Origin of the sequence: Klebsiella sp. TF21-TM (assembly GCF_019753495.1) — a bacterium.
Taxonomy (GTDB): domain Bacteria; phylum Pseudomonadota; class Gammaproteobacteria; order Enterobacterales; family Enterobacteriaceae; genus Klebsiella; species Klebsiella quasipneumoniae.
The window spans coordinates 69738-94055 of record NZ_JAIJYL010000017.1; the positions used below are offsets into that span (position 1 = coordinate 69738).

The following is a 24318-nucleotide window of genomic DNA, read 5'->3' on the forward strand; positions in this document are numbered from 1 at the left end:
ACAAAATGTTACCTTCAGCCGTAGGCAGGGGCGGGGATGCTCATTATAATGCGCGCCAGGCCATACGATCGTATGCGCAACAACAGAACATTTAATTAGAGGTAATCATGGCTATTGAACGTACTTTTTCCATCATCAAACCAAACGCGGTGGCAAAAAACGTTATTGGCAGCATCTTTTCCCGCTTTGAAGCTGCAGGGTTCAAAATCGTCGGCACCAAAATGCTGCACCTGACCGTAGAGCAGGCTCGTGGTTTCTATGCTGAGCACGAAGGTCGCCCGTTCTTCGACGGTCTGGTTGAGTTCATGACCTCCGGCCCGATCGTGGTTTCCGTCCTGGAAGGCGAAAACGCCGTTCAGCGTCACCGTGACCTGCTGGGCGCCACCAACCCGGCAAACGCCCTGGCGGGTACCCTGCGCGCTGACTACGCTGACAGCTTCACCGAGAACGGCACCCACGGTTCCGACTCTGTAGAATCCGCTGCACGCGAAATCGCGTTCTTCTTTGCTGAAGGCGAGGTTTGCCCGCGCACTCGCTAATCCTCGTCGTCTTTTCGACCGTCGCGGCGTTGGCTACGCGCGTTCACCCCGGTCACATAGTTATCTATGCTCCCGGGGATTCACTTGCTTGCCGCCTTGCGACAATCGAAAAGCCATAGAGGATTAAGCACACGGTTACGATTTTTTTATCATTGACTACGTGCAGGCATGGCTTCCATGCGCCAGAATTTGTAGAATATAGCGCCCCTGGACGAGCTGTCGCTCTCCGGGGCGTTTCTTTTTCAACCCACCTGGGGCCATAACGTGTAATAACGAGGCCGGAAAACATTATGTCTGAACAAATTGTCACGCCTGATACCGCCGCTCTGACGGTGCCGAACAAAGATGCCAAAATCAACCTGCTGGATTTAAACCGTCAGCAGATGCGCGAGTTTTTCAAAAACATGGGCGAGAAGCCTTTCCGCGCCGATCAGGTGATGAAATGGATGTATCACTACTGCTGCGACGACTTTGATGAGATGACTGACATCAACAAAGTCCTGCGCAGTAAATTGAAAGAAGTGGCGGAGATCCGCGCCCCGGAAGTGGTTGAAGAGCAACGCTCAACCGACGGGACCATTAAATGGGCGATTGCCGTTGGCGATCAGCGCGTCGAGACCGTCTATATCCCGGAAGAAGACCGCGCCACCCTGTGCGTCTCCTCCCAGGTAGGCTGCGCGCTGGAGTGTAAATTCTGCTCCACCGCCCAGCAGGGCTTTAACCGTAACCTGCGGGTTTCCGAAATTATCGGCCAGGTCTGGCGCGCGGCGAAAATCGTCGGCGCGGTGAAGACCACCGGCGTACGTCCGATCACCAACGTGGTGATGATGGGCATGGGCGAGCCGCTGCTGAACCTCAACAATGTCGTTCCGGCAATGGAAATCATGCTTGACGATTTCGGTTTTGGCCTCTCCAAACGTCGCGTCACCCTGTCGACGTCCGGCGTGGTGCCGGCGCTGGATAAACTCGGCGATATGATCGACGTCGCGCTGGCCATCTCCCTGCACGCGCCGAACGACACCATTCGTGACGAAATCGTCCCGATCAACAAAAAGTACAACATCGAGACCTTCCTCAACTCGGTGCGCGGCTATATTTCGAAGTCCAACGCCAACCAGGGCCGGGTGACCATCGAGTACGTGATGCTGGATCATGTCAACGACGGCACCGAGCACGCCCACGAACTGGCGGCGCTGCTGAAAGATACGCCGTGCAAGATCAACCTGATCCCATGGAACCCGTTCCCGGGCGCGCCGTATGGCCGCAGCTCCAACAGCCGCATCGACCGTTTCTCCAAAGTCCTGATGGAGTACGGCTTTACGACCATCGTGCGTAAAACGCGCGGCGACGATATCGATGCCGCCTGCGGTCAGCTGGCGGGCGACGTCATCGACCGTACCAAGCGCACGCTGCGTAAGCGGATGCAGGGCGAAGCGATTGACGTAAAAGCGGTCTGACAAATGATGGCCCGTGCAGCGCAGGCGGCACGGGTCATATTTATGACCAATAGCCAGGCGAAATACGCTGATTCGGTTAATAATTACGGTGCGTTTTTGTCGACTTTGAGGCAGTATGTAGCGGCACAACAACCGCTTAGCATTCAATTTTGATTCGTCTCTGTGATCGCGCGGCTGACAGTCCTATACTGTGAGGCTGACGTACCACAGATGTCTCGCGGCGCCGGCTTTTTCCCGCGCTGAACTTTAAATTTCACGTACCAGTAGTTGTAGCGAATGAATACTGAAGCCACTCAAGATCATCAAGAAGCAAACACCACGGGCGCGCGTCTGCGTCACGCCCGCGAACAACTCGGACTTAGCCAGCAAGCGGTGGCAGAACGCTTATGCCTGAAGGTGTCCACGGTTCGTGATATTGAAGACGATAAGGCGCCTGCCGACCTCGCTTCCACCTTCCTGCGCGGGTACATCCGCTCCTATGCTCGCCTCGTACATATCCCGGAAGACGAGCTGCTGCCGATGATGGCCAAGCAAGCGCCCATCCGCGCGGCGAAAGTCGCGCCAATGCAGAGCTTCTCTTTAGGTAAACGTCGCAAAAAACGCGACGGCTGGCTGATGAGCTTCACCTGGCTGGTGCTGTTTGTGGTTATCGGCCTGAGCGGCGCCTGGTGGTGGCAAGACCATAAGGCGCAGCAGGAAGAGATCTCCACCATGGCCGATCAGTCTTCCGCTGAGCTGAACAGCGGCGACACCAGCAGCCAGAGCGTGCCGCTGGATACCAGCGCCCCGGCAGCCCCGACCGCCGATAGCGCTGCGAACAGCGCGCCAACCGATACCGCCAGCGCCCCGACCACCAGCGCCCCGGCCCAGACGCCGGCGGACAATAACGCCGTTGTCGCACCTTCCCAGGCCAATGTCGATACCGCAGGCGCGGCGCCGACGGCGCCGGCTACCCCGGCCTCGCCATTGCCGACCGATCAGGCGAACGTGACGAACCCGGCGGCGGCGGCGCAGGATCTGGTGATGAACTTTTCCGCCGATTGCTGGCTGGAAGTGAGCGATGCCACCGGCAAAAAACTGTTCAGCGGCCTGCAGCGTAAAGGCGGCAACCTGAACCTGAGCGGTCAGGCGCCGTATAAGCTGAAAATTGGCGCCCCGGCTGCGGTAGAGATCCAGTATCTGGGCAAGCCTGTCGATTTAAGTCGTTTTATCAGAACTAACCAGGTTGCGCGTCTGACCCTTAATGCCGAATCATCACCGGCGCAGTAACAGACGGGTAACGCGGGAGATTTTTCATGCATAACCAGGCTCCGATTCAACGTAGAAAATCTAAACGTATTTACGTTGGTAATGTGCCAATTGGCGATGGGGCTCCCATCGCCGTTCAGTCAATGACTAATACGCGCACCACTGATGTGGCGGCAACTGTAAATCAAATCAAAGCGTTAGAGCGCGTGGGCGCGGATATTGTCCGCGTCTCTGTTCCGACGATGGACGCCGCCGAGGCGTTCAAACTGATCAAACAGCAGGTCAACGTCCCGCTGGTCGCCGATATCCACTTTGACTACCGTATTGCGCTGAAAGTCGCGGAATACGGCGTCGACTGCCTGCGTATCAACCCGGGCAACATCGGCAACGAAGAGCGCATCCGCATGGTCGTAGATTGCGCGCGCGATAAAAATATCCCGATCCGCATCGGCGTTAACGCCGGCTCGCTGGAAAAAGATCTGCAGGAAAAATATGGCGAGCCGACGCCGCAGGCGCTGCTCGAATCCGCCATGCGCCATGTCGATCATCTCGATCGCCTCAATTTCGATCAGTTTAAAGTCAGCGTTAAAGCCTCCGACGTCTTCCTGGCGGTAGAGTCTTATCGCCTGCTGGCGAAACAGATCGATCAACCGCTGCACCTCGGGATCACCGAAGCGGGCGGCGCGCGCAGCGGCGCGGTGAAATCGGCGATCGGTCTTGGGCTGCTGTTGTCCGAAGGGATCGGCGATACGCTGCGCGTCTCGCTGGCGGCGGATCCGGTGGAGGAGATCAAGGTCGGCTTCGATATCCTCAAATCGCTGCGTATTCGTTCCCGCGGTATTAATTTCATCGCCTGCCCGACCTGTTCGCGTCAGGAGTTTGACGTTATCGGGACGGTGAACGCCCTGGAGCAACGTCTGGAAGATATCATCACTCCGATGGATGTTTCGATCATCGGCTGCGTGGTGAACGGCCCGGGCGAAGCGCTGGTTTCCACCCTCGGCGTGACCGGCGGCAACAAGAAAAGCGGCCTGTATGAAGACGGCGTGCGTAAAGATCGCCTGGACAACAACGACATGATCGACCAGCTGGAAGCGCGGATCCGCGCCAAAGCCTCGATGCTCGATGAAGCCCGTCGGATTGACGTTCAACAGCTTGAAGCAAAATAACGTGTTGGGAAGCGATACGCTTCCCGTGTATGATTGAACCTGCGGGCGCGAGGCGCCGGGGTTCATTTTTGTATATATAAAGAGAATAAACGTGGCAAAGAACATTCAAGCCATCCGTGGCATGAACGATTATCTGCCGGGCGAAACCGCTCTCTGGCAGCGCATTGAAGGCTCACTGAAGCAGGTGCTCGGTAGCTACGGTTACAGCGAAATCCGTTTGCCGATTGTAGAGCAGACCCCGTTATTCAAACGCGCGATCGGCGAAGTGACCGACGTGGTTGAAAAAGAGATGTACACCTTTGAGGACCGCAACGGCGACAGCCTGACGCTGCGTCCGGAAGGGACGGCGGGCTGCGTACGAGCCGGCATCGAACATGGTCTGCTGTACAATCAAGAACAGCGCCTGTGGTACGTCGGGCCGATGTTCCGCCACGAGCGTCCGCAGAAAGGCCGTTACCGCCAGTTCCATCAGATCGGCGCCGAAGTTTTCGGCCTGCAGGGGCCGGACATCGATGCGGAGCTGATCATGCTGACCGCGCGCTGGTGGCGTGAGCTGGGCATCTCCGATCATGTCAGCCTTGAGCTGAACTCCATCGGTTCTCTGGAAGCCCGCGCCAACTACCGCGACGCGCTGGTGGCTTATCTCGAGCAGTTTACCGATAAGCTTGATGAAGACAGCAAACGCCGGATGTATACCAATCCGCTGCGGGTGCTGGACTCCAAAAACCCGGACGTGCAGGCGCTGCTGAACGACGCGCCGGCGCTCGGCGATTATCTCGACGAAGAGTCGAAAGCCCACTTTGCCGGCCTGTGCGCGTTGCTTGACAATGCCGGGATCCGCTATACCGTCAACCAGCGCCTGGTGCGCGGCCTCGACTACTATAACCGCACCGTGTTTGAGTGGGTGACCACCAGTCTCGGTTCTCAGGGCACCGTCTGCGCCGGCGGCCGTTACGACGGCCTGGTTGAGCAGCTTGGCGGTCGTGCCACCCCGGGCGTGGGCTTCGCCATGGGTCTGGAACGTCTTGTTTTACTGGTCCAGGCAGTGAATCCGGAATTTAAAGCCGATCCTGTTGTCGATATATACCTGGTAGCCTCCGGGACCGATACTCAGTCCGCCGCCATGCGTCTGGCTGAGCAGGTTCGCGATGCGCTGCCCGGCGTGAAACTGATGACCAACCACGGCGGCGGCAACTTTAAGAAGCAGTTCGCCCGTGCCGATAAATGGGGCGCACGTATCGCCCTGGTGGTGGGTGAGTCAGAGATCGCTGACGGAAACGTGGTAGTGAAGGATTTACGCTCAGGTGAGCAAACTACCGTAACGCAGGAGAGCGTTGCCGCGCATTTGCGCACACTTCTGGGTTAATCTCCCGGGAATTATTAGTCAGGAGAAGGACTGCGTGGAAACTTTTAACAACGAGAACGATCAGGTCGATGCGCTGAAGCGCTTCTTTGCCGAAAACGGCAAAGCGCTGGCGGTCGGGGTGATTTTAGGGATTGGCGCGCTGGTTGGCTGGCGCTACTGGACCTCCCATCAGCAGGATACCGCCAGAGACGCGTCGCTGGCTTACGAAAAGGCGACTTCCGCGCTGAAATCAAATACGCCAGACGTGCTGTCAGGGGCGGAGAAGTTCGCGGCTGACAATAAAAATACCTACGGTGCCTTCGCCTCTCTCGAGCTGGCACAGCATTTTGTTGAACAGAACGATCTGCCGAACGCCGAAAAGCAGCTTCAGCAGGGGCTGGCGGCCGCGTCTGATGATAACCTGAAATCGGTTATCAGTATGCGTCTTGCCCGCGTTCAGCTGCAGATGAAGCAGGCTGATGCGGCGCTGAAAACCCTCGACAGCATTAAAGGCGAAGGTTGGACCGCGATTGTGGCTGATTTGCGCGGCGAAATTCTGTTGAGCAAAGGCGATAAGCAAGGGGCCCGTGCGGCGTGGGAAGCTGGCGTGAAAAGCGATGCTTCTCCTGCGCTCAGCGAAATGATGCGTATGAAAATGAATAATTTGTCCATCTGAGAGGGACTCGATGCAATTGCGTAAATTACTTTTGCCAGGGCTGCTTTCCGTTACCTTGCTGAGCGGGTGTTCGCTGTTTAATAGCGAAGAAGATGTGGTGAAAATGTCACCGCTGCCGACGGTAGAAAACCAGTTTACGCCGTCCACGTCCTGGAGCACCTCGGTTGGCGATGGTATCGGCGAATTTTACTCTAACCTTCATCCGGCCTTCGCCGACGGCGTGGTCTATGCCGCTGACCGTAAAGGCACCGTCAAAGCGCTGAGCGCTGACGACGGCAAAGAGGTGTGGTCGGTGAATCTGGCGGAGAAAGATGGCTGGTTCTCGCGCACCCCGGCGCTGCTTTCCGGCGGTGTGACCGTCTCGGGCGGCCATGTTTATATCGGCAGTGAGAAAGCGCAGCTGTATGCGCTGAATACCAGCGATGGTACCGTTGCCTGGCAAACCCGCGTCGCCGGCGAAGCGCTGTCGCGCCCGGTGGTGAGCGATGGCATGGTGCTGGTCCACACCAGTAACGGCCAGCTGCAGGCGCTGAATGAGACCGATGGCGCCGTGAAGTGGACGGTTAACCTGGATATGCCTGCGCTCTCCCTGCGCGGCGAATCCGCTCCGGCCACCGCCTACGGCGCGGCGATCGTGGGCGGCGACAATGGCCGCGTCAGCGCGGTATTGATGCAGCAGGGGCAGATGATTTGGCAGCAGCGTATTTCCACGGCCACCGGGCCGACGGAAATCGACCGTCTGAGCGATGTCGACACCACGCCGATTATCGTCAACGGCGTTGTCTATGCGCTGGCTTACAACGGTAACCTGACCGCGCTGGATCTGCGCAGCGGCCAGATTATGTGGAAACGCGAGCTGGGTTCGGTGAATGATTTCATCGTCGATGGCAACCGTATCTATCTTGTTGACCAGAATGACCGCCTGCTGGCGCTGACTACCGATGGCGGCGTGACCCTGTGGACACAAAGCGATCTGCTGCACCGTTTGTTGACCGCGCCGGTGTTGTATAATGGCAATCTGGTGGTCGGCGATAGCGAAGGCTATATGCACTGGGTGAACCCGGAAGATGGCCATTTTGTGGCGCAGCAGAAAGTGGACAGCTCCGGTTTCCTGACCGACCCGGTTGTGGCCGATGGTCGACTGCTGATCCAGGCGAAAGACGGTACGCTGTACGCGATTACGCGTTAATTACCGCTGTCGTGAGTGATTAAGAAACGGCCCCTGGCAGACAGGGGCCGTTTTGACTTTTTTAAAAACGTCGTTATGACGATGTTGCTTAGTGATTGTATGAGGCATTTAACATGATACCTGTGGTCGCGCTTGTCGGGCGCCCTAACGTTGGAAAATCCACGCTCTTTAACCGCCTGACGCGCACTCGTGATGCGCTGGTTGCGGATTTCCCGGGGCTGACTCGTGACCGTAAGTACGGTCGGGCCGAAGTCGAAGGCCGCGAATTCATCTGTATCGATACCGGTGGTATTGATGGTACGGAAGAGGGCGTGGAAACCCGGATGGCGGAGCAGTCGCTGCTGGCAATCGAAGAGGCCGATGTGGTGCTGTTTATGGTCGATGCGCGCGCGGGCCTGATGCCGGCGGACATCGCGATCGCTAAACACCTGCGCTCTCGTGAAAAGCCCACCTTCCTGGTGGCTAACAAAACCGACGGCATCGACGTCGACCAGGCGATGGCGGACTTCTGGTCGCTCGGCCTGGGCGATATCTATCCTATTGCCGCTTCGCACGGCCGCGGCGTGACCAGCCTGCTTGAGCAGGCCCTGCTGCCATGGGTCGATGAGGTTAATCCTCAGGAAGAAGTGGATGAAGACGCCGAATACTGGGCAAAATTCGAAGCTGAGCAGAACGGTGAAGCGGAAGAAGAGCCGGAAGACGATTTCAATCCGCAGGATCTGCCGATCAAGCTGGCGATTGTCGGACGTCCTAACGTCGGTAAATCGACGCTCACCAACCGCATCCTCGGCGAAGATCGTGTGGTGGTCTACGATATGCCGGGCACCACCCGCGACAGCATTTACATCCCGATGCAGCGTGACGAGCGCGAATACGTGCTCATCGATACCGCCGGGGTGCGCAAGCGCGGCAAAATTACTGATGTGGTGGAGAAATTCTCGGTCATCAAGACGCTGCAGGCGATTGAAGACGCCAACGTCGTGCTGCTGGTGATTGATGCCCGCGAAGGCATCTCCGATCAGGATCTGTCGCTGCTGGGCTTTATCCTCAACAGCGGCCGCTCCCTGGTGATCGTCGTCAACAAATGGGACGGCCTGAGCCAGGAAGTGAAGGAGCAGGTGAAAGAGACCCTCGACTATCGTCTGGGCTTTATCGACTTTGCCCGGGTGCACTTCATCTCCGCCCTGCACGGCAGCGGCGTCGGCAACCTGTTTGAATCGGTACGTGAAGCCTACGATAGCGCAACCCGCCGCGTAAGCACCGCGATGCTCACCCGGATCATGAACATGGCGGCGGAAGATCATCAGCCACCGCTGGTTCGCGGCCGTCGCGTGAAGCTGAAATATGCCCACGCCGGGGGCTACAACCCGCCTATCGTGGTGATCCACGGTAACCAGGTGAAGGATCTGCCGGATTCCTACAAGCGCTATCTGATGAACTATTTCCGTAAATCCCTGGACGTGATGGGTACGCCAATCCGTATCCAGTTCAAGGAAGGGGAAAACCCGTTCGCCAACAAGCGCAACACCCTGACGCCGAACCAGATGCGGAAACGTAAGCGCCTGATCAAGCACATCAAGAAAAGCAAATAAGCTATCAGGACGATTCACCTACCAGCACAAAACACCCAAAGCCCGCATCTGCCGGGCTTTTTTGTTATCATGGGCTATCATAAAAACGCAACAAAGCGCATGATTGGCGTGTACACAGAGGTGTACCCATGATCATTAGTCAAAGTTTTGGGTATACCTCTAAGCAATTTGGGTACATTTTGCGGTGTACCCAATGGATCATGGTAAGGATTTTCAGGTATTCGCACATGCCAAAACTTACAGACATGCAGATCCGCGCATGGATTAAGAGCGGGGAACGCTTCGAGGGGCGAGCAGACGGTGACGGCCTCTATCTGAGGTTTCGAAAAGAGGATAAAACTCCTTTTTGGCGCTATCGATATAAGCTGATGGGCAAGGCCCGCACCATGATGATCGGTTCTTATTCCGATTTCTCACTGGCAAAAGCCCGAGATATAGCGAAAGAGCTATCCGCACGGGTAGCGCTCGGGTATGACGTAGCCGCAGAGAAGCAGGAGCGCAAGGCTGAGGCAATAGCGAAGATTGAGGCTGAGAAGAACGCCATTCACGTTTCAGAGCTTGCCGCTGAGTATTACGCCCGCCAGATAGAAACCACTTACAAACACCCGGAGCTTTTCCGCAGCAGCCTGCAAAAGAACATCGTTGCGCTCATAGGAAAGATGAAGGTAGAGGACGTTCGGCCGCGGCACATTGATAGCGTCCTGCAGGATGTTTTAGAGCGCGGATCTCCCACGGTAGCTAATGATGTACTTCGCATGCTCAAACGCCTGTTTGATTACGCTGTGGTACGCGGAATGATAGAGGTTAACCCGGCGATATCCTTTGGCTCCAAAGACGCTGGCGGGAAGGAGCAGGGGCGCAAACGCGCGTTAAGCCGTGATGAGCTGATTATGTTCTTCAAGGCGCTACGCCGCGGGCGTGGAATCAGCAGAGAGAATGAGCTGACCTTCAAGATTATTCTGGCGCTTGGGGTGCGCAAAATGGAGCTCTGTGCCGCCGAATGGTCGGAGTTCGACCTTGATAACGAGGTGTGGCATCTCCCTGGCTCGCGGGCAAAGAATGGTGATGACATCGATATCCCGCTGCCGGCGCCAGTGATCGAATGGATTAAAGAGATTCGACTTTTCGCCGGTGATAGTCGCTGGTTAATTCCGGCCAGACGCGCCAGAACAACGGCCCACGTTAGCCGTGCCACGCTGAATATGGTTATGCCGTCCGTACTTAAAGAAATGGCTGACGTTGAGCCGTTCAGTATCCATGACCTGCGGCGCACCATGCGCACCCAGATGGCCGCGATAGGCATTGACCCGGTGATAGCCGAGCGTTGCCTTAACCATAAAATACCGGGCATAGAGGGTATTTATAACCGTCACCAGTACTTTGATGAGCGGAAAGCGGCGCTGGCGCAGTGGGCGAATCTGCTGGTGGCCTTAGAAACTGGTGAAGATTATAACGTGACGCCAATAAGCATCGCGATGAACGCATCAGCCAAATGAGATTATTATGAGACCAGATAAAAACATCAAGAGCAGAATTTTACCACTAGAATTTTGCGATCTCCAAAAAGCCAGTAGTATGCTGGGTTGTTCAGTCGATGACTTGTTTCATTGGGCTGAAATTAATGCTATTAGCCTTTCTCTTAGGCTTGATTATTTCCCAAGCTTTCTATCCTTTGATCACGTAGGTGGGAAGGATAGCGCAGAGCTATTTGAATCACTAATTTCAGAGTACAACCAAGTTACTCTAAGTGTCGAAAGGCGCGTTTCATACTTCATGCCTGACATGAACAATCCAGAAGTATATAGAGATGGAAATAGAATACATGTTAAAGGATGGGCTTTTGGCTTGTGGGCTATTAGGCCTAATAAAATCAGGGAGTTGAGTTCTGTGGGTCAGATAGAGCTTAATGAAGCTCTCGTTGTTGATCAGCATATGGATTTGTATATTAAGCATGACATTCGCGCCTTTCTCAGGGCTGAGAATGTATTTAGGGAAAAAACACTCCCTATATTGGTTAGACCTTCTCATGGTGACCCCAACCCTGAAGAGATTATAAATGCCATTAATAAGAAAATAGAATATCACACAATAAGCAAAGATGACGTGCTTCTTTCAAGGCATTGGATTAAAAAACTTCATGATTGTATTGAAAATAATGAGGGTATTTATAATTCATTTGATTTGGATGGTTTCTCTTATGAAGAGAAAGAAATGTTTGACATTAATAATGTACATGGAAACGTTGAAATATCGGCACGTAAAAGAGAAGAGGTTTATAAAGCAGCAATTTATTGGCTTTTAAATGACCCTGAATCGTGCAAAGGAAAGAAAGGTGATATTACACAACAGGCCTGGGCAAAGCGCATAGTCGAGGGGCGACATGAGAAACCGATATCCTTGGGTGAGGACAAGATAATAAAATGTCTGAGAGAGGCTATGAAGGGTGACAAGAACTGATATCACCAGGCTAATAAAATATTAACCTACAAAAACAAAATGGCGTCACTTATCAACCATTCCTCATGATGTATAGCATAAGCCCTGTAACGACGCATAAACCGAAACAGAGGGGTTACAGGGCATATGCAAGAGCAAGAAACACTTAGCGTAACAATTCCATCCAGTGGTTACATTCGACGCTTCCGCTTGGCTCAGCACCTCGGCATTCACGTGGCCACGTTGGATCGCTGGGTTCGCGATAAGCACATTCCATCCCCGGTTAAGTTGGGGGAAAAAATCACTGCTTTTAATGCGGTAGAGATTAACAAATGGCTGGCAGAGCGCCGCGGGAAGGTGGTGTGATGCAAAAAGAAAACCGCCCCGGACAGCAGGCGGTTAACACAGATACTCGCGGATCTGATGTTACGCCACCAGCCTACACCGTTCAAGCCTCAAAACGCACTCCGAAGAAACACCGTGCCCGTACCTACATGCTGCGCTGTGGGGCTGGTGGGTGGACAGAAAACGATATCCTGCGCCATTGCCGGCTCTCATCTGGCCGCAACTATGCGAGCGAGCTTGAGCGCGAGCTTGATATCTGTCTGGAACGCCTGGAAGAGAAAAATCCTGATGGTATCGGGGCGCACATGCGTTACCGGTTTGCGTGCCGTGGTGACGTGCTGAAGGTGATTCAGTTCGTTAACCGCATGGCCGCAGTCAACCAACATTACGGGCTTTCAAAGCAGGATATCGCCGACATTCTGAACCTCTACCCGGACAACTTCACCGCCGCATAACGGAGCCGAAAAAATGAAAATCGAAAAAAGCAGATTCAATTCTGAGGCCGCCCCTCAACCCAACGTTAACCCGGGCGTAATTAACGGCAATGACTTTGCCGCCATCGTTCCCGTTATTCCCGGCCAAATTGGCGGGCGCGAAACCAATATTGCGAGCGCCAGAGATTTGCATAAAGCGCTGGGTGTGGGCCGCGACTTTACCAACTGGATTAAAGGCCGCATCGACCAGTACGGATTTGTGGCCGGGACTAACTATATCCGTGTTGAAAATTTGAGCTCACCAAAACGGGCGAGCGCAAAATTTCGCCAGCAAATCGAGCATGATTACCTTCTCTCGCTGGATATGGCTAAAGAAGTGGCAATGGTTGAGCGCAATGAACAGGGGCGCGCCGTCCGCCGCTATTTCATCCAGTGCGAGGAAGCGCTACAGCTGAGTGCGCCGGAAATCGCCGCGAAGTATCGCCGGCACCTCAAAGCCCGCATTGGTGCTGCCAACCTCTTCAAGCCGATGTGCGCCGCTCTGGATGCTGCCCGGGCAGAACAGGGGAAAGAGACGCAAGCCCGGCACTACAGCAATGAAAGCAACATGATCGCCCGTGTTGTGCTGGGTGGCATGACCGCTAAGCAGTGGGCACAGGTGAACGGTATCGACGGCGAACCGCGCGATAGCATGAGCGCCGCCCAACTGGAACACCTCAGCTACCTGGAGGGTACAAACATCACGCTGATCGATATGGGCATGGAGTACGGCCAGCGTAAAGCGGAATTAACCCGCCTCTCTCAGCGTTGGCTGGCTAAACGTCTGGGGGCTAACGATGAATAAGCCCACCAGCACACCGCTGCCAAACCACTCCTATCGCGACGCTCACGGCCAGATGGTGAGCGTGACCGCTGTAGCGCATAACCGCGTGACGTTCTATCGCGAGGGCTATCGGTTCCCATGCGTACAGCCCATTGAGCGCTTCATGAAGGAGTACACGGAGGTAAAGCAATGATTACCGCCGCCCGGCGCAAAAGCCTCTCTCTGGCTGGCCTGATGTTTGTAAAAGTTAACGCTCTGCTGGTGGTGCGCCACCGCGGGAACCTGTCAAAACCTGTCATTCTGTGGGCCACTGATAGTGGCTTTGTTGAAGTGTATTTCGAGACAAGTACGCGCGCGGGTAAGCGTTCGGAAACTGACTATCTGGAAGATAGCGTGTCCGGCGCCGGCGGTGGATGCGGGGCCCATCACACCGCCAGCTATAAATTGCCGCACCGTGACAAAAAGGGCTTGCGGACTGACGGTATCCCGGTCTATGGTTATAGCGCACCAGCAAAATCTGGTGCCGGGATTGGCGTCCTGGTAAAGTTGTCGGCGACATATGACGCGCCAAGCGTCTTTTTTTGTGTCGTTAGCTCAGTACACCCTTTTTTCAGCGGTTCGGTGTCATACCGGACTTGCCTCAGAATTATGGTGGGCTGGGCGGGGGCTTCTTCGGAAGCGCCGGTTTCCGATAACGCCGGTTACGCCAACCCTGTCCAGTCCATCACCAGTGAAATTGGCGTTTCCGGTGATGGGTTTAATCCCCTGTTATCGGAGGCTGCCACATGTTGGCTACTACCCCTACCCAAACTCCGCAATTTATCTGGATTATCGCCGCTGTTCGCCGCGATATGCCGACAATTACCGCAAAAATTCACCATATCGCCGCAGCTTCTGAGCGTGAAGCTCGCCGTTCTCTGGTTCGGGATCACGTCTGCTTTTTCGCTGGTCGCATCCGTCTGGAGGTGGCTCATGCGTAACTATTTCCGCATTACGGGCTATGCCGTCAATAAGCGCGGTTTAACGGTTGGTATCGGCTATCAACTCACATCCAGCGACACTAAAACAGCAATGGCCCACGCAGTGCTTCAGGCGCAGCGTGAAGGTCTCAGCCACGTTCGCATTACACGCGTACAGGAGGTGGCAGCATGAGCCTGTATAACGATTTAGTTCGCCACGAATTCGGCAAAGGCGCCACCGTTGATGAGCTGGAAGGCATTCAGAACCGCATGGATGAGGCTGTGAGTGATTTGTTGCTCGGCATTAGTGCCATTGGAAGTCTGATGTTCTGGGCCACGGACAATAACAACTACACCGAGGAGACCGCAAAGGGAGACATGCGCAAAATAGGCGCAATGCTGGGTACGGTTGGTGAGGTGGTGCTGGCGCTTAACGATACCGTAGCGAATGCGGGTGTGTGTCGTTCTGACTGCGTCAAAGAATCAAAAATGAGGGCGGGCAAATGAATATAAACGCTATATACCGCCATCCTGCCGAACTTGAGGCCGAGGCGACGCTATCCCGTGTGCAGCCTTATCCGGAAGATTTTACGCTGGCGGAACGCACCGCAGAACGCATGACCCGCGCCCGCAATGGGCTGGCTCACGTTATGACTGATTTAGCCACTCAACTAAGCGATGAACAGGCCGAAATCGTGTATTGCTGGCTGAGTAAAGTCCTGACGATTGTCGATATGGCCAGAATTGATGCGGAGGGCAGCGCATGAATACAGTCGCCGTAATTGAACCAGAAACAATCCCGACAGGTGACGCAACGGCAGCGGTGCGCTATGCCAGTGAATTGCTTGAGTTATGGAATCTTTATCTGGACGGGCCATTACGTGCCGCCAATCCGCTTTATGGCGCCAGACTTGCGACATTAATCACCGAGTTGAGATGCGCAACCATTAGAACCGAGCGCAAAGTTAATCGCCTGGCTGATGAACTAACGAAGATGCGCGAGTGTCGGGAGGGCAGCGCATGAGCAAGTTATCCCTGATTGATTCAGCCTGCCGTATCAAGCAAGCGCAGCAAGTTCTTTCTCTTTGGCTTGAAGCACCGATTAAAAAAGATAGCGGCACGGATCATCTTATTGGCGCAGTCATTACCCTTCTGGATGGTATCCCCGAGCTGATGGATTCAGTAGAAGGCGAGTTAGTTGATATGGATTTGAGTCTGGACGGCAAAGCATGAGCAACGTAGAGAAATTCACACCGGGAAATGACGACGTATTACGCGCCGAAGCCACACCGCACGGCGTCAATATCATGACCCGCAATGATGCCGGGGGATTTGAGCAGGTTGCTCTTATCAGCTACGAGAGCGCCGTGAACGGCCTTGACGCCGGAGAGTACGACGACAAGCCAGATATCGGATACGCCATACATTTTGCCGTTGCTGATGGCGGGGCGCGTGGCTGGTTCGACTTCACCGCGCAGCATAACGTCACTATGTGGCGCTGGCTGATTGCTGCGACGTTCATTTCTGAGATGAAGCGCGAAAACGGCACAACCACCATCACGGAGGATGACGGCAAATCGTCGCTGGTGACGTTTTATTCAAATGGCACGGCGGGGATTGTGGTTTACCCGTTCGCGGAACGTCTGGCGATGGCTAACAACATGGAGGGCGCAATGATTGAGCGCTACGGCATTGAGCAGGGAACAGCGAACGCCATTGTTTTTTATCAGGCCATGATCGACACGGAGCGCGGGGAATTGACCCCGTTCGGGCGTGAAACGCTGGCAGAGCTACACGATGGATTCATTGCCGATCTGAATGAAAACGGCTTGCCTGAAATGCCAGCGGCGCACTGAGGGAGGTAACACGAATGCGTAATATCGACCTTATCCGCGAAGTGACCAGCGCCGCAGCAGGGCGATGGCCTTATGTGCTGGCCGGATTGTCTATCGACGTTCCTGATTCATCGCGCCGCCATGCCCCCTGCCCTGCATGTGGTGGGAAAGACCGTTTCAGATTCGACGACAACGGGCGCGGCAGCTTTATCTGCAACCAGTGCGGCGCGGGCGATGGCTTAGACCTGATTAAGAAGGTGAACAACTGCGACACCACGGAGGCGGCACACCTTGCCGCTGATGTGCTGGGTATTGATTACCGGGCCGCAGAATCAGCACCAGACGCTGCCAGCCAGAGACAGAGGCAGTTAGCCGCAGACCGCCAGAAACAGGCAGCAGAGGACGCAGATCAGCGAAGGGCTACGTTTGCCCGTCTGTATACCGGAATGCGCCTGAGATCCATACAGGGAGAATCTGAGTACCTGCAATCAAAAGGGCTGACCGGGTTTAAATACCCGCTTATGCCCGATGGTTCGTTATTGCTGGAGCTGGTGGATGAATCCGGCGCAGTCACAGCCGCGCAGACCATCACCCCGCAGGGAGAAAAGCGACTCATTAAGGGATCGGCAAAGCGCGGGGCATATTACGCCGTAAACGCGCTGGAACGGCCTCAAAGCGTCGTGATTGCCGAGGGGCTGGCTACCGCTCTAACGTGTCACTTAATTCGCACAGACGCGCTGACAGTGGCAGCAATCGACGCGGGCAACCTGCTGCCCGTCGCCGAAGTCATGCGCCGGAAGTACCCACAGGCACAAATCATCATCGCCGCTGATAACGACCACCAGCAAGGAGGCCCCGAAAGTGGGGGCACCAATACGGGCAAAGACGCCGCAGAAAAAGCCGCCTTATCCGTGGCTGGCTGGGTATCACTGCCCCCGACTGAGTGCAAAGCAGACTGGAACGACTATCACCAGCAGCACGGGCTGGAAACCGCTACAGCAGCATTTAACGATTCAATGTACCAACCGCAGGGGGAAGATGTGAAACCGCAGCTACAGGCCATTGAGGGCGGTAAAAAACGCCGGAGTGCAGAGGCCGGGGATATTTCACAGATGGCCGCGAGCCAGAAGGCAAAACTACTTTCCTCACGATGGGAAATGCTGGCAGTCAACCCGGACAGCGGCAGCGTTTATTGCTATGGCTCTGGCGTGTGGGAAAAGGTGGCTGACAGCGAGCTTGAGCGGGTAATGGTATCAATTTTTGAGGAGCACGAAGCCCACTACACTGAGAAGGGCATCAAATCCGTGGTTGCCACCATGAAATTACAGCTACCTGTTATCGGTGAGCAGCGCGGCGATCTTATTGGTTTTGAGAACGGCGTGTATGACCTCACCGCGCAGACGTTCAGCCCGCACAGCCCCGATAATTGGCTGGTAAACCACAATGGCATTGCCTATATGCCGCCGGCACCCGGCGAGAACCTCGCTACCCATGCCCCCAGCTTTACCCGATGGCTGAATCATGCAACGGCGGGTAATAACCAGAAGGCCGAACGCATCAAAGCAGCCCTGTTTATGGTGCTGGCGAAGCGTCACGACTGGCAGCTATTCATTGAGGTGACGGGAGAAGGTGGCAGCGGTAAATCAGTGTTCAGCAGCATAGCCACTACACTGGCAGGTGAGCACAATACCGCCAGCGGTAGCATGAGCACGCTGGATCTTGCCCGCGGGCGTGCGCAGTTTGTGGGTAAGAGCCTGATAATCATGCCTGACCAGACCCGTTATGTGGGTGAAGGTGCGGGTATAAAGGCTGTAACGGGCGGCGATCCAGTAGAGATTGATGGGAAGTATGAGAAGCAATTCACCACCGTGCTGAGCGCCGTCGTGCTGGCAACCAATAACGAGCCGATGACCTTTACCGAACGCAACGGGGGAATTGCTCGCCGCCGGGTGATATTCCCTTTTAACAACCCGGTATCAGAGGCAGATAAAGACCCGGATCTCACAGCAAAAATCAGGTCAGAAATCCCGGTAATTATCCGCCACCTGCTGGCCACATTTGCAGACCAGAACAAAGCGAAGACTCTTTTAATTGAGCAGCGTGATTCTCAAGAGGCGCTGGACGTTAAACGCGGTACTGACCCGGTGATAGACATGTGCGCGGCTTTGTACTTCATGAATGAGCCAAAGGGTTTGATGATGGGCGGTGGTTCCTGGGCTGGCCAGCCAGAGCCGAGGGCATATCTCTATCATCTGTATCTGGCATTCCTGGAATATCACGGGCTGGGTAAACCGCTGTCTGTGGAGAAGTTTTCACGGGCCATGAAGAACTCCGCGAAGGAATACCGAAGCCAGTATCTTACAAGGAAAGTCAGGGGGCGCACCCAGACCAACCTCAGCATAACGGAACTGGCAGAGGAATTTATCCCCCGCGCCTACGGGGCTGATATTCCAGAAACCCCATAGTGAAACTTTTTTAGGGTGATTTACGTCTACACCTCTACCAAATGTGCTTTCAGGCCAGTGATAGCAAGGGATACAGGCAGGTAGACGTATATATATTTACCTCTACCTTACGTCTACATACCTCTACTTTAGAAATGGCTGTATAAATAATCAGGGTAGACGTAAGTAGAGGTAAGGTAGACGTACAAAATGAAACCTCTACCCGGCTGAAAGCCGCATGGTTGCTGACCTTGAGCGATTTTTAATGGTAAAGGTAGACGGGTAGACCGACAACACCCCCAAAAAGATTTGCAGGGGGGTATCCAGAATGATGAATAGAGGAAAAATGAAAAAATTCGCTGAGTGCCAGGGGAGACCATCGCTGCTCATTCCGGGCGATCATTTAGAATACTGCGACAGGTTTAAGTATCCGGTGATTATTGTATGGAAACGTGTCAAATATGCCGATGTAACCTGGCTGAACGAGCCGTTTCAGGTATCACATAGAGAACTGTTTCACCGCGATGACTTCCGGCAGGACTTAGAGGAAAGAGCAGAAGTTATCTACCTGCGATATGCCACACCGAAGACAGCCAGAGCCATTACTTACTCGTTTATTACCCTGTACGAACTTGAGCAGCATTCAGCTTTAGAGGCCGCAGAGGCATTATTTGATATGACGATTGCAATCATTCGTGAATATGAATCTGCAGGAGCGAAACAATGACAGCACAGATATCAGCATACGGGCGGCTGGTGGCCGACCCGCAAACCAGAACGACGAACAGCGGCACCAGCATGGCAATGGCTCGAATGGCGGTATCACTGCCATGCAATGCGGCAGAGTCTGGAGAGGCTACTTTTTGGCTGGGCGTCATTGCCTTTGGGAAGCAGGCCGATGCGCTGGCCAAGCACCAGAAAGGCGATCTCGTCAGCGTGGCGGGCAATATGCAGATCAATCAGTGGACGGGCCAGGATGGCGGCACCCAGCAGGGTTACCAGGTACTGGCCGACAGTGTGATCAGCGCCAGAACAGCCCGCCCCGGAGGCAGACAGGGGCAGCAGGGGCAAGCAACAGACGCGCTACGGCGTGCGCAGCAGCAACCGGCCCCGCCGGGCTATGAGGACTACGACCAGACACCACCATTTGATGACAACATACCGCTCTGAGGGGGATCGCAACATGGTAAACGACAGCAAGGCAGAAGCACTTGAAGCTAAGGGGTTGTATCGCCGGGCCGCTACCCGCTGGATGGAGGTGATGAATCATTGTGCCGAAGATGAGGCCCGGGATTGGGTGCGGCGGCGCATGGATGAATGTCTCCAGAAGGTGCGCCGCCCACCAGCCCGTGTAGAAGATTTCGGTGGGCTTCACAAGGCAGTGAAGGAGACGCAGCACCGCATGGGGATAGCGCAGCCGAATGGCGAGGCGTTCAGGTTAAAGGGGAAGGCTATTTAAACAGTGAAAATTGAGTTTTAAGCCGGCTTGCGGTGGTGGTTTCCCGTTCGATCAAACACTGGTAGGCTACATTCATCTTTACTTTGGGGGATAGGGATATGAGAAAGGCGATGGCATGTTTTGCATTGCTGTTTTTAATTGCTGGATGCGATGAAAGCAGCAAAACAATCATAACTGATGGGGCTGATACCGCGATAAAGATGTTTAAATCCGAAATGAATGAGGGTGATCACCCTCCGTTTATTTATAAGAACCTTGCTTTCAAACCGGACCACCAAAACTCAAGCGAAGTGTTAAGTGGCTGGGTTTGCGGGGATGGGAGCATGGTACGCGACACGAAAACCTATGATTTCAAGTTTAGAGGTCATGTCATAAAAACAAACGGAGTTTCTTATGTAGGTGATCTTGCGGCCCTACTCTCTGATACAGAAATGGCTGAATATGACATTCTGTACAATAAATACTGTAAGTAAGAAAACAAAGCGAATAGTTGATTAAGCCCCGTACCGACGGGGTTTTTTTTATGCCTATGCATCAATAAAAGTGGTCGTAACCACAAAGTTGTCGTTTCATTTTTTGCAATGTATTTGATGAGTGTTGATAAAATTGCAAGTATAATTACTGTATAAATATCAGGAGGTACGCAATGGCAACACCATCCGTAAAACCCGTTCTTCTCAGCATGGAACAGATCGAGAAACTCCGTACGCTGCAGGAAAATGAACGGAAGAAATCACCGCTGGGCATTGCTCCCACCATCCACGTTATCGCGCGTCAGTTGATGGAACGCGCTTTAAGCACACAAATGGAGGCGTAATGGAACAACTACAACGACTGGCAGAGGCTATCGCTGAAACCTACATCCGCGATCTGCGCCGGGAAACTGGAGATAATGTCATTACCGTTGATGGCGTCAGCGGCAATGTTGAAACGCACCTTTTAGCCGCGGGGCTGGTGGATAACTCAGTTTCAGCAGCCAAAAACCAATACGGGGCGACATTTGAACGTGAAGCGTATCAAATGTTACTGCGGTTAATTTCTCTCGATGGCCCGGAGTATCGACTGACTGAGCATGGTGCTTACGTCATCACCTTCATGACGACTCAGGCTTTAAAAAAACAGTCTTCCACGACAGTACATTGAGGTGCGTATGAGTAATAATTTTGGTAATTATTACATTGAAATTGACGCTGATGTCTTACCGTTCCTCAAGGGGATGGACAAGGTACAGAGCACTCTTGATGCTCTTTCGGCTGATTCGAAAAATGGCAGTAAAGCCTTTGATAATTTGAGCTCGTCCGCATCGAGTGCCGGAACCTCATTTAATGAACTTGCTGGCTATGCCCGCTCAATGGATAGCTCTCTAAAATCGCTTAACACCAATGTGAACGCGATCACCAGGGCCATGCAAAATGCCGGGACGAGTACCGCAGGCGTAGGTTCGGAATTCACCAGAGCGGAAGCGATACTTGAAAGCCTTGGCAACCAGTTGGCCGTCCTGGATGAGGCGCAGGAAAATGGCGCGCGTAGTGCTGCTGTGCTAGCGGCGCAGTTGCGTGCCGGCTCGAAAGCCACAGATGAAGAAAAGCAGAAGATTGGCGAATTGACTGGTCGGCTCTACGACATGAAGACTGGCGTCGATACCGGCTCGAAAAGTCACGGCACCTGGAAAAACAGCATGCAGCAGGCTGGTTATCAGGTACAGGATTTTATCATTCAGGTGCAAGGTGGGCAGTCGGCTTTAGTTGCTTTTGCCCAGCAGGGATCGCAATTAGCTGGGGCATTTGGTGCTGGCGGCGCAGTGATTGGGGCTGTAATTGCCCTTAGTTCGGTTGTGGCTGGCGCGCTTATTACGTCTCTTAATGGCGGAAAAAACGCCATAGATTCACTGAGAGATGCCGCTGAAACGATGGATAAGGTGATCACCATTTCGCAAAACGGCGTGGCCGCACTTTCCGACAAATATGCTTATCTGGCGAAAACCAACGCCGAAGTCGCAACGTTGATGCGAAATCAGGCTCTACTGGAATATAACGAGGCGATTAACAAAATACCTAAAGCTATCAGTGATGCTTCGAGCTCTCTGCTTTCGTTTGGCGATAAGGCTATATCAGCATTCGCCGGTGGATTTGCTTCTGTCGAAGGGTTCAATGATCGTCTTTCAGCACTAGAAATCACCACGGATAACTACTCTGAGGCAATTAATCAGGCATATGGAGCTGGACAGGTTTTCCAGGCAACGGCGAACAGCATCGGCAACACAGTCGGAGCCGTAGCGGGAAAATTCGGTATTACAGAACAGAAAGCTTTTGAACTCAGCAAGCAGCTTTCTGACATCGCAAAAAATCCATCCCCGGAAGCGCTACAGCGATTGGCGACGGAACTTCAGAAAACCAGAGAGTCAACTGATACAGCCACTCCTGCTTTAACGGAATTTATCGGAAAGCTCGTTTTATTATCCAAAGAGTCGGCAATTGCTAAGGGAAATTATAAATCCCTCAAAGATGAAATGGATAACTCAACGTCTGGACAGAAGAACCTCATCAAACAATCTGAACGCAGTCTGGAGCTGTCAAAATTACAGGGGGAGGCTCGTGCACGGCTTCAGGCTCAGTTTGCTGCGGAGGATGCCGGGTTTGACAAAAACGACCCTCGCGTAGCCCGCATGAAAGATGAGGCGGCCGCAACTTACCGTAACACCCTGGCTCAGAAGGATCTCAAGTCGCAGCAGACTGCGGGCGCTACAGCAGCAGAGTCTATCGCCCAGAAGTTGGCTAATTTGAAGCAGCAGGCAGAGTTAGCCGCCGGCTCAACACAGGAGCTTAGCCGCGAATCAGCGATGCTGCGAGCCGAGCAATCACTAGGCAAATCAGCCTCAGCCGATCAGATACAGCAGGCCAGAACCTACGCTGCCGCCGTATGGGATACTACGGCAGCATTGAAGGCGCGCAATGCCGTACCAGAGCTTAAAGAGAACGCTGACTATACAGCCCAGAAATCGCAACTTGAGATGATTAAGGGCGCCAAAGACGCGCAGGGAAATTTGATTATCTCGCAGAAGCAATACAACCAGGCTTCTGAGCAATTAGAGCAGCAGCACCAGGTTAATCTGGCGAAAATTCGAGCCGGGCAGGTTGTGACACCCCAGCAGCAGGCCCAGGGGGAGATTGACCCGGTACAGCGTCTCGCCAACCAGCACGCCCAGGAGCTGGCGCTTATCCAGCAGTTTGAAACCCAAAAAGGGGCGCTCACAACTAACGGTCTTGCGTTGATGAACGCAGCCAATACGCAATATGAGCAGGCGAGGATTGCCGCACAGTGGGAGATATTCCGCAACCAAAGCACAACAAATGAGTTGATGGCCTCGGCGGTTGATGGGTTCGCCAGTCAGGCGGCTAACTCGTTAACAGGCCTGATTGATGGAACACAAAGCGCTTCGGAAGCGTTCCGAAATTTGGGGAGCGCGATCGCAAATAGTGTTGTTCAGGCGTTGGTAGAGGTGGGAGTCCAGTATCTGAAAAATGCTGCGATGGCGATGGTCGCCGATGAAATGACATCAAGGTCATCTCAAAAGGCTGGCGTTCAAACCGCCGCCGCTTGGGCTCCTGCCGCTGCCGCCGCATCTGTCGCTACTTTTGGCGGTGCTGCTATTGCCGGTATTGCGGGCATGGTAGCAGCGTTCGCTATCGGTGCCGCGCTGGCCGGTAAACGCAAAAATGGTGGGACAGTAGGCGCTGGTGGGGCGTACCAGGTTGGCGAAGGGAATATGCCTGAACTCCTGCAGACCAAGAACGGGTTAATTATGATACCTGGTGACAAAGGCCGGGTGTTCAGCAATAAGGATGTTACCGGTAGTTCTCCGACGATCCAGAAGGCGTCTACGGGTAAAGAATACCTACCTGCTTCATCAGCATCATCCAGTCAATCGGGAGATAGTTCTAAGCGGCCGATACAGGTAAATATCCAGCTGATAGATCAGACAACCGGCAGCCAGCACAACATCACTGGCACTGACGCTTTCCAGCAAGGTGACGTGGTAACAGTTACTGGATTTCTCAATGACGTGGATACAGGCGGCCCAATGTCCACAGCGATCGCAGATGCGCACGGGCTTAGACGGCAGGCAAGGGGCGCCTTTTAATGTGCCCTAAGGGGGGAGGTAAACCCTCTCCCCCATGCTTTACAGGACTGCCAGTTTAAGAGCATTTTCACCCGTCGGAAATAAGAACTTTTTTCGCGTGAACGCAGCCAGTAAACAACCTACCCCATGAGAGGGTGACAAAAGTTGACATCGAAAGGCGATCCCGTGACCAACGACGAAAAGAGAAAACTATACCGTGCGTGGGCTGATGATATCGGCGGCGGAAC

General features: G+C 54.0%; 28 protein-coding genes and 1 pseudogene. All 29 read left to right on the top strand.

From position 1 onward, the window contains the following. The first annotated feature begins 107 nt into the window (after positions 1-107). The 29 genes and pseudogenes from ndk (at position 108) to K5R89_RS17080 (ending at position 24091) form a co-directional block, all read left to right on the top strand. The gene (ndk, locus tag K5R89_RS16945; protein WP_004144312.1) at positions 108-539 is read left to right on the top strand and encodes a nucleoside-diphosphate kinase; all 432 of its coding nucleotides are present in this window, start codon (positions 108-110) and stop codon (positions 537-539) included. Between the two features lie 290 nt (positions 540-829). After that, a complete protein-coding gene (locus K5R89_RS16950) occupies positions 830-1996 on the top strand; it encodes a bifunctional tRNA (adenosine(37)-C2)-methyltransferase TrmG/ribosomal RNA large subunit methyltransferase RlmN (protein WP_002913894.1) in 1167 nt (388 codons plus the stop codon). A gap of 276 nt (positions 1997-2272) precedes the next feature. After that, on the top strand, positions 2273-3265 hold the full coding sequence (rodZ, locus tag K5R89_RS16955) for a cytoskeleton protein RodZ (protein WP_023290635.1): 993 nt from the start codon (positions 2273-2275) through the stop codon (positions 3263-3265). A gap of 26 nt (positions 3266-3291) precedes the next feature. Next, on the top strand, positions 3292-4413 hold the full coding sequence (gene ispG, locus K5R89_RS16960; RefSeq protein ID WP_004201890.1) for a flavodoxin-dependent (E)-4-hydroxy-3-methylbut-2-enyl-diphosphate synthase: 1122 nt from the start codon (positions 3292-3294) through the stop codon (positions 4411-4413). Positions 4414-4504: 91 nt separating this feature from the next. Then, complete coding sequence (gene hisS / locus K5R89_RS16965; protein WP_023290634.1) at positions 4505-5779, top strand: histidine--tRNA ligase; 1275 nt, start codon at positions 4505-4507, stop codon at positions 5777-5779. Between the two features lie 34 nt (positions 5780-5813). Further along, positions 5814-6434, top strand: coding sequence for a YfgM family protein (locus tag K5R89_RS16970; protein WP_023290633.1), 621 nt, complete (start codon positions 5814-5816; stop codon positions 6432-6434). Between the two features lie 10 nt (positions 6435-6444). Then, positions 6445-7623, top strand: coding sequence for an outer membrane protein assembly factor BamB (gene bamB, locus K5R89_RS16975; protein ID WP_023290632.1), 1179 nt, complete (start codon positions 6445-6447; stop codon positions 7621-7623). Between the two features lie 113 nt (positions 7624-7736). Then, the gene (gene der, locus K5R89_RS16980; RefSeq protein ID WP_004144309.1) at positions 7737-9215 is read left to right on the top strand and encodes a ribosome biogenesis GTPase Der; all 1479 of its coding nucleotides are present in this window, start codon (positions 7737-7739) and stop codon (positions 9213-9215) included. A gap of 227 nt (positions 9216-9442) precedes the next feature. Then, positions 9443-10711, top strand: coding sequence for a site-specific integrase (locus K5R89_RS16985; RefSeq protein ID WP_029602776.1), 1269 nt, complete (start codon positions 9443-9445; stop codon positions 10709-10711). A 7-nt stretch (positions 10712-10718) separates the two neighbouring features. Continuing rightward, positions 10719-11672 (top strand): hypothetical protein, encoded by a 954-nt coding sequence (locus K5R89_RS16990; protein ID WP_004866318.1) that lies wholly within the window; start codon positions 10719-10721, stop codon positions 11670-11672. 126 nt (positions 11673-11798) lie between these two features. Further along, positions 11799-12017 carry an AlpA family transcriptional regulator gene (locus tag K5R89_RS16995; RefSeq protein WP_004866314.1) on the top strand — a complete coding sequence of 73 codons (219 nt, stop codon included), beginning with the start codon at positions 11799-11801 and terminating at the stop codon, positions 12015-12017. Continuing rightward, on the top strand, positions 12017-12451 hold the full coding sequence (locus K5R89_RS17000) for a hypothetical protein (RefSeq protein ID WP_004866312.1): 435 nt from the start codon (positions 12017-12019) through the stop codon (positions 12449-12451). Before K5R89_RS16995 ends, K5R89_RS17000 begins: the two co-directional genes overlap by 1 nt. A 13-nt stretch (positions 12452-12464) precedes the next feature. Then, positions 12465-13274: an antA/AntB antirepressor family protein gene (locus K5R89_RS17005; RefSeq protein ID WP_217259487.1), complete on the top strand. Its 810-nt coding sequence runs from the start codon at positions 12465-12467 to the stop codon at positions 13272-13274. Further along, positions 13267-13446 (top strand): DUF4222 domain-containing protein, encoded by a 180-nt coding sequence (locus tag K5R89_RS17010; protein ID WP_048280610.1) that lies wholly within the window; start codon positions 13267-13269, stop codon positions 13444-13446. Before K5R89_RS17005 ends, K5R89_RS17010 begins: the two co-directional genes overlap by 8 nt. A 41-nt stretch (positions 13447-13487) precedes the next feature. Further along, positions 13488-14012: pseudogene (locus tag K5R89_RS27475) on the top strand (ash family protein); the annotation flags it as partial. Between the two features lie 92 nt (positions 14013-14104). Next, positions 14105-14233, top strand: coding sequence for a host cell division inhibitor Icd-like protein (locus K5R89_RS27480; protein ID WP_231537632.1), 129 nt, complete (start codon positions 14105-14107; stop codon positions 14231-14233). Between the two features lie 168 nt (positions 14234-14401). After that, complete coding sequence (locus tag K5R89_RS17020) at positions 14402-14719, top strand: hypothetical protein (protein WP_004177032.1); 318 nt, start codon at positions 14402-14404, stop codon at positions 14717-14719. Next, positions 14716-14979 carry a nicotinic acetylcholine receptor subunit beta gene (locus K5R89_RS17025; RefSeq protein ID WP_217259486.1) on the top strand — a complete coding sequence of 88 codons (264 nt, stop codon included), beginning with the start codon at positions 14716-14718 and terminating at the stop codon, positions 14977-14979. The genes K5R89_RS17020 and K5R89_RS17025 overlap by 4 nt, the downstream gene beginning before the upstream one ends. Continuing rightward, positions 14976-15236, top strand: coding sequence for a hypothetical protein (locus K5R89_RS17030; protein ID WP_004866297.1), 261 nt, complete (start codon positions 14976-14978; stop codon positions 15234-15236). The genes K5R89_RS17025 and K5R89_RS17030 overlap by 4 nt, the downstream gene beginning before the upstream one ends. Further along, positions 15233-15445 carry a hypothetical protein gene (locus K5R89_RS17035; RefSeq protein WP_004866294.1) on the top strand — a complete coding sequence of 71 codons (213 nt, stop codon included), beginning with the start codon at positions 15233-15235 and terminating at the stop codon, positions 15443-15445. Before K5R89_RS17030 ends, K5R89_RS17035 begins: the two co-directional genes overlap by 4 nt. Next, positions 15442-16068 (top strand): hypothetical protein, encoded by a 627-nt coding sequence (locus tag K5R89_RS17040; protein WP_217259485.1) that lies wholly within the window; start codon positions 15442-15444, stop codon positions 16066-16068. Before K5R89_RS17035 ends, K5R89_RS17040 begins: the two co-directional genes overlap by 4 nt. Positions 16069-16082: 14 nt before the next feature. Continuing rightward, a complete protein-coding gene (locus tag K5R89_RS17045) occupies positions 16083-18512 on the top strand; it encodes a primase-helicase zinc-binding domain-containing protein (protein WP_217259484.1) in 2430 nt (809 codons plus the stop codon). A 325-nt stretch (positions 18513-18837) separates the two neighbouring features. Continuing rightward, positions 18838-19218: a hypothetical protein gene (locus K5R89_RS17050; protein WP_223175069.1), complete on the top strand. Its 381-nt coding sequence runs from the start codon at positions 18838-18840 to the stop codon at positions 19216-19218. After that, on the top strand, positions 19215-19661 hold the full coding sequence (locus K5R89_RS17055; RefSeq protein WP_136460749.1) for a single-stranded DNA-binding protein: 447 nt from the start codon (positions 19215-19217) through the stop codon (positions 19659-19661). Before K5R89_RS17050 ends, K5R89_RS17055 begins: the two co-directional genes overlap by 4 nt. A gap of 13 nt (positions 19662-19674) precedes the next feature. After that, positions 19675-19950 carry a PerC family transcriptional regulator gene (locus K5R89_RS17060; RefSeq protein WP_211776720.1) on the top strand — a complete coding sequence of 92 codons (276 nt, stop codon included), beginning with the start codon at positions 19675-19677 and terminating at the stop codon, positions 19948-19950. A gap of 98 nt (positions 19951-20048) precedes the next feature. After that, entirely contained in the window at positions 20049-20423 is a 375-nt protein-coding gene (locus K5R89_RS17065) for a hypothetical protein (RefSeq protein WP_211776719.1), read from the top strand. Positions 20424-20596: 173 nt separating this feature from the next. Next, positions 20597-20767, top strand: a complete 171-nt coding sequence (locus K5R89_RS17070; RefSeq protein WP_032752614.1) for a hypothetical protein — start codon at positions 20597-20599, stop codon at positions 20765-20767. Then, positions 20767-21093, top strand: a complete 327-nt coding sequence (locus K5R89_RS17075) for a hypothetical protein (protein ID WP_163585320.1) — start codon at positions 20767-20769, stop codon at positions 21091-21093. Before K5R89_RS17070 ends, K5R89_RS17075 begins: the two co-directional genes overlap by 1 nt. Positions 21094-21100: 7 nt before the next feature. Continuing rightward, positions 21101-24091: a phage tail tape measure protein gene (locus K5R89_RS17080; protein WP_217259483.1), complete on the top strand. Its 2991-nt coding sequence runs from the start codon at positions 21101-21103 to the stop codon at positions 24089-24091. Positions 24092-24318 lie beyond the last annotated feature (227 nt).

Bases quoted from the DNA above. Each gene is read 5' to 3' on its own strand.
- K5R89_RS17055 (WP_136460749.1), top strand. From the start codon at position 19,215: ATGACAGCACAGATATCAGCATACGGGCGGCTGGTGGCCGACCCGCAA.
- rodZ (WP_023290635.1), top strand. From the start codon at position 2,273: ATGAATACTGAAGCCACTCAAGATCATCAAGAAGCAAACACCACGGGC.
- K5R89_RS17045 (WP_217259484.1), top strand. From the start codon at position 16,083: ATGCGTAATATCGACCTTATCCGCGAAGTGACCAGCGCCGCAGCAGGG.
- K5R89_RS17080 (WP_217259483.1), top strand. From the start codon at position 21,101: ATGAGTAATAATTTTGGTAATTATTACATTGAAATTGACGCTGATGTC.
- K5R89_RS17075 (WP_163585320.1), top strand. From the start codon at position 20,767: ATGGAACAACTACAACGACTGGCAGAGGCTATCGCTGAAACCTACATC.
- K5R89_RS17070 (WP_032752614.1), top strand. From the start codon at position 20,597: ATGGCAACACCATCCGTAAAACCCGTTCTTCTCAGCATGGAACAGATC.
- ispG (WP_004201890.1), top strand. From the start codon at position 3,292: ATGCATAACCAGGCTCCGATTCAACGTAGAAAATCTAAACGTATTTAC.
- ndk (WP_004144312.1), top strand. From the start codon at position 108: ATGGCTATTGAACGTACTTTTTCCATCATCAAACCAAACGCGGTGGCA.
- K5R89_RS17000 (WP_004866312.1), top strand. From the start codon at position 12,017: ATGCAAAAAGAAAACCGCCCCGGACAGCAGGCGGTTAACACAGATACT.
- K5R89_RS17025 (WP_217259486.1), top strand. From the start codon at position 14,716: ATGAATATAAACGCTATATACCGCCATCCTGCCGAACTTGAGGCCGAG.
- bamB (WP_023290632.1), top strand. From the start codon at position 6,445: ATGCAATTGCGTAAATTACTTTTGCCAGGGCTGCTTTCCGTTACCTTG.
- der (WP_004144309.1), top strand. From the start codon at position 7,737: ATGATACCTGTGGTCGCGCTTGTCGGGCGCCCTAACGTTGGAAAATCC.
- K5R89_RS17010 (WP_048280610.1), top strand. From the start codon at position 13,267: ATGAATAAGCCCACCAGCACACCGCTGCCAAACCACTCCTATCGCGAC.
- K5R89_RS16985 (WP_029602776.1), top strand. From the start codon at position 9,443: ATGCCAAAACTTACAGACATGCAGATCCGCGCATGGATTAAGAGCGGG.
- K5R89_RS17035 (WP_004866294.1), top strand. From the start codon at position 15,233: ATGAGCAAGTTATCCCTGATTGATTCAGCCTGCCGTATCAAGCAAGCG.
- K5R89_RS16990 (WP_004866318.1), top strand. From the start codon at position 10,719: ATGAGACCAGATAAAAACATCAAGAGCAGAATTTTACCACTAGAATTT.
- K5R89_RS17050 (WP_223175069.1), top strand. From the start codon at position 18,838: ATGAAAAAATTCGCTGAGTGCCAGGGGAGACCATCGCTGCTCATTCCG.
- K5R89_RS16950 (WP_002913894.1), top strand. From the start codon at position 830: ATGTCTGAACAAATTGTCACGCCTGATACCGCCGCTCTGACGGTGCCG.
- K5R89_RS27480 (WP_231537632.1), top strand. From the start codon at position 14,105: ATGCCGACAATTACCGCAAAAATTCACCATATCGCCGCAGCTTCTGAG.
- K5R89_RS17030 (WP_004866297.1), top strand. From the start codon at position 14,976: ATGAATACAGTCGCCGTAATTGAACCAGAAACAATCCCGACAGGTGAC.
- K5R89_RS17005 (WP_217259487.1), top strand. From the start codon at position 12,465: ATGAAAATCGAAAAAAGCAGATTCAATTCTGAGGCCGCCCCTCAACCC.
- K5R89_RS17020 (WP_004177032.1), top strand. From the start codon at position 14,402: ATGAGCCTGTATAACGATTTAGTTCGCCACGAATTCGGCAAAGGCGCC.
- K5R89_RS17040 (WP_217259485.1), top strand. From the start codon at position 15,442: ATGAGCAACGTAGAGAAATTCACACCGGGAAATGACGACGTATTACGC.
- K5R89_RS16995 (WP_004866314.1), top strand. From the start codon at position 11,799: ATGCAAGAGCAAGAAACACTTAGCGTAACAATTCCATCCAGTGGTTAC.
- K5R89_RS17060 (WP_211776720.1), top strand. From the start codon at position 19,675: ATGGTAAACGACAGCAAGGCAGAAGCACTTGAAGCTAAGGGGTTGTAT.
- K5R89_RS17065 (WP_211776719.1), top strand. From the start codon at position 20,049: ATGAGAAAGGCGATGGCATGTTTTGCATTGCTGTTTTTAATTGCTGGA.